Raw genomic sequence first — 3610 nt, forward strand, 5'->3', positions numbered from 1 at the left:
TAGGTTGTTCTGATTTAATTTCATAATCAATGTTACTATCATCTATTTTTTCAATTTCATCTTCTTTTGGTTTAGATTCTATTTTTTTAGTTTTTTTAATTAAATTATTACTGTCTTTTTTGGATAAAAGAATCTCTGATTTTTCAGGTTTTGATTTAAATATTAATGTAGTTGTGATAGTAATTGTTGTAATTATTAAAAATAAACTAAAAATTATTATTAATATTTTATATTTTTTATGTTTATTTTTTGGCATTTTTACTTCCTTTTAATTAATATTGTTTGGATTAAAAATATCATAATTTTAAAATTTGCTTAAAATATTAAGTTTATTTATTTAATGGATTGTCAAATTCAATGAAGGAATTTAGTTTTCGATATTTATTTGGGTATAAATAATTTGCTTGCTGAATTCATGAAGCAAATGAGTTTTGATTAAATTCATTATATTCTCCAAGAAAATTTATTTTTTGAGTGTTTAAAAGTACAGTAGCTCATCTACCATTAATTATTCCATTGTGAATTCCATAAATATTTCCTTCATTATCATATACTCCTGAACCAGATGATCCAGCAAATAAGTAACTTTTATTTTGTCAATGATTATTTTTTTCATTATACATTCCGAAATTATCACTAAAATTGTTATCAAAAATAGAAGCAATGTCAAGTAAACTTCCATACCTCATAATCAGTTGAATATTATTTCGAATAAATTTTTCTTGATTGTTGATAATTGTTTTATTAACATCATTAGGAAAAGCGCTAATATAAGAATCAAAAATTAAATTATTTTTAAGTAAATATTTTGCTTTATTTGATACTTTAATATCAGTTAGATTTTTTCAATTATAAAAATGTTTTGCAATTAAAAAGTTTTTGTCAGCATTTTTTTCTATTTCAGATTTGTTTTTATTTTGATTATAATAATCAAGCAATTTAGAAATATCAATTATTACAACTTTGAAATCAGCATTAGAACGATCTTTGGATTCTGCTTTTCTTGCATCAATTAAGGTATTATCATGTGCTTTTCAAACAACTTGTGGATTTATTTCTCATTCAAAATAAGACAATGTACTTTGATTATCATCAATATTTTCTTGATCTTTTGGAATTGCTAAAAAGACTGATTTTTTATCAACAGGAACATGAATGTTAGTGCCAACATAATAACGGTTATCATTTATGTTATCACTAACCTTTCCAATTAATCATAAACTTCCTTCATCATTGGCAAATGATCTCATTTTTACTTGATTACTTGTTGAATTTTGATTGTTTTTTAAAATTCTAGTATTAATTTCAAATTTATAATTATTTTCACCAGAATTTTCATTTTTAATTGTTTTAAAATTTCATTTGTTATTTTTTGAAACTAAAGTTTTACTTTCTGGTAGTTGTAAATTTTTAGAATTTTCAATGTACATTAAGGATAAATAATTTTGATTTAATTCTATAAATGTAGAAATTTTTTGACTTAAATTATGATAATAAATGTCTTTTGAAATAATCCCTTTTCTTGCTTGAAGTTTAATAACTATTTCATTGTCAATTAATTCAACAGAAGCTTTTAATCTTTGATTGATAAGCTCTTCTGCTTGAATAAAATTTACTTTTAGTTTTTCATAAGAATTTTGAGTGTATCCTCAACTTGTTTTATTTAAGGAATCTTGATTTCGATTGGCATAAATTTGCTTTCAATCAACTAAAAAATTAATTTTAATATTATCAATTTTTTTAATTTCTTTTAATTTCTTTAAAGAAAATGTTAGATTATAAGAATTGTGATTTATCTGTCATTTATCATTGTTAATTAAATTAGTGTCACCAAAAAAATTAAAATTAACTAAAGTGCTTGCTTCATTTAAAATTTCTGACATTTGTGACAAATTCTTTTTAATGGTGTAAATTGTTTTATCATTATTTTCAGTAAATTGCTTTTCTTTTGCATTTTCTCAAAGTATTACTCAATTGTAGTTAACATTAACATCATTGTTAATTAAATTAAAATCAGTGATTTTATTTTTATTGTCTTCTTGCTGAAGATCAATTTTTTTCTGTGTTTCTTTTAAAAAATAATCATTTAATTTTAAATAGTTATTAAATGTTAAAGGTATGTTTAAATTATTATTTAAATTTTTAAAATTAAATACTTCTTCAGAATTTAGTTGATTTATATTGTATTGTTTTAAAATATTTTCATCAACTGTATTAGTGTAATTAATATTTTCATTAATTAGTTCAGTTTGTAATTCAAATTTATTCTTTGAAGGTGGTTTAGAAGAATTATTTTTATAATAGAAAGGAAAATTATTGTTTGAAAAAAAATTAGATGATTTATTACTTTGAGTTGTGGAAGAATTAATTGATATGATTTTTGAAAGATCCTCTTTGTAAACCATTTCAATACTTGTTAAAATTCATAAGTTATTTTCAGGCAAATTATTAATTTTAAAATTTTTTAAATCTTCAAAAGTTAAAAAAATCTTTTTGTTAAATTCACTTTTATCATTAATTTTATGATCACTAATGCCAGTTGCGATTGAATCACTATATTCAATGTAATTTTGTTTTTTTTCCAATACTTTATTGTTTGTAAAAGTTAAAACAAAATATTTGTTTTTAAAAAATAAGTTATTTAAATTATGAAGTAATTCAAATTTTCCTTGAAACTCATTTTTCCCAATTATTTTTTTAATTTCAGATTTTTTGGGATCATATGCTAAAAAATCAAATACTGAATTAGTTAATTTAAAACTGTAAAATTCTGAAATTGAAACTTCTTTCTTTTGGTCAATTGAAAATAATTTAGCAATATAAAACTCATCATAGTAATATCTTAAATCATTAATATTTTCAATTATGATTTTATTATTTTTTAATTTAGCAAGTAAATTTAATGAAAAATTTGGATTATATTTTTTAGGAACAACAGTTGCTATAAAATAATCTTCTTGTTCATAAATGTTATCAGTTAAATTAATGGTTAATTTATTTTCCTGATAATTAACTTCATAAGAATTAAAATTTAAATTATTAATATTTAAATTAGTAAAGTTTATTTTTTTAACCACTAAATTATCAGTTGTTATTTTAAAATTATTTAAAACAATATCATTAATTTCATTTTTTAAGTTATTAACTGAAGAATTAATTTCTACAAGTAAACTTGATTTTCAAAATGGAATATTAATTTCTTTTTTAATGTTATTAATTGAAAAAGATAAAGTGTTATTTTCTTTAGTTAATTTATTTGCATTAAATTCAAAATATAAAAAATATTTTTTATTTAAATCATTAAATAAATATGTTAATTTTTTAATAAATAAATCATTTTGTTTTAAAATATTATCTTCATTATTGGTAATTACTAAATCGCTTTCATCATAATTTGTGATTTTTGATGTATTTTTAGAGATATTTTGAGTTTTATCATTCACTTTATCAAGTTTTAAATTTTCATCTATATCTTTATTAGTTTCCAGATTAATTTCAGGTTTGTCTGGATTATTTACTTGTTTACTATCATCTGCTTTCATTGAACTATTGTTTTTAATCTGATCTGATTTTTTTAAATCATTATTAATTGTTTTATTAGTATTTTTTT

Annotated in this window: 2 protein-coding genes; both read right to left on the reverse strand. The window is 19.7% G+C overall.

Annotated elements, in window-relative coordinates; all coding sequences use genetic code 4:
- Positions 1-256: hypothetical protein (locus U744_RS04410; RefSeq protein ID WP_036432155.1), on the reverse strand; the 256-nt coding region annotated here is incomplete at its 3' end.
- Between the two features lie 73 nt (positions 257-329).
- Positions 330-3610 (reverse strand): hypothetical protein (locus U744_RS04745; RefSeq protein ID WP_036432158.1); only part of this gene is annotated, 3281 nt, incomplete at its 5' end.

Source organism: Mycoplasmopsis cricetuli ATCC 35279, from assembly GCF_000526955.1.
In the GTDB taxonomy this organism is placed as follows: Bacteria; Bacillota_I; Bacilli_A; order Mycoplasmatales; family Metamycoplasmataceae; genus Mycoplasmopsis; species Mycoplasmopsis cricetuli.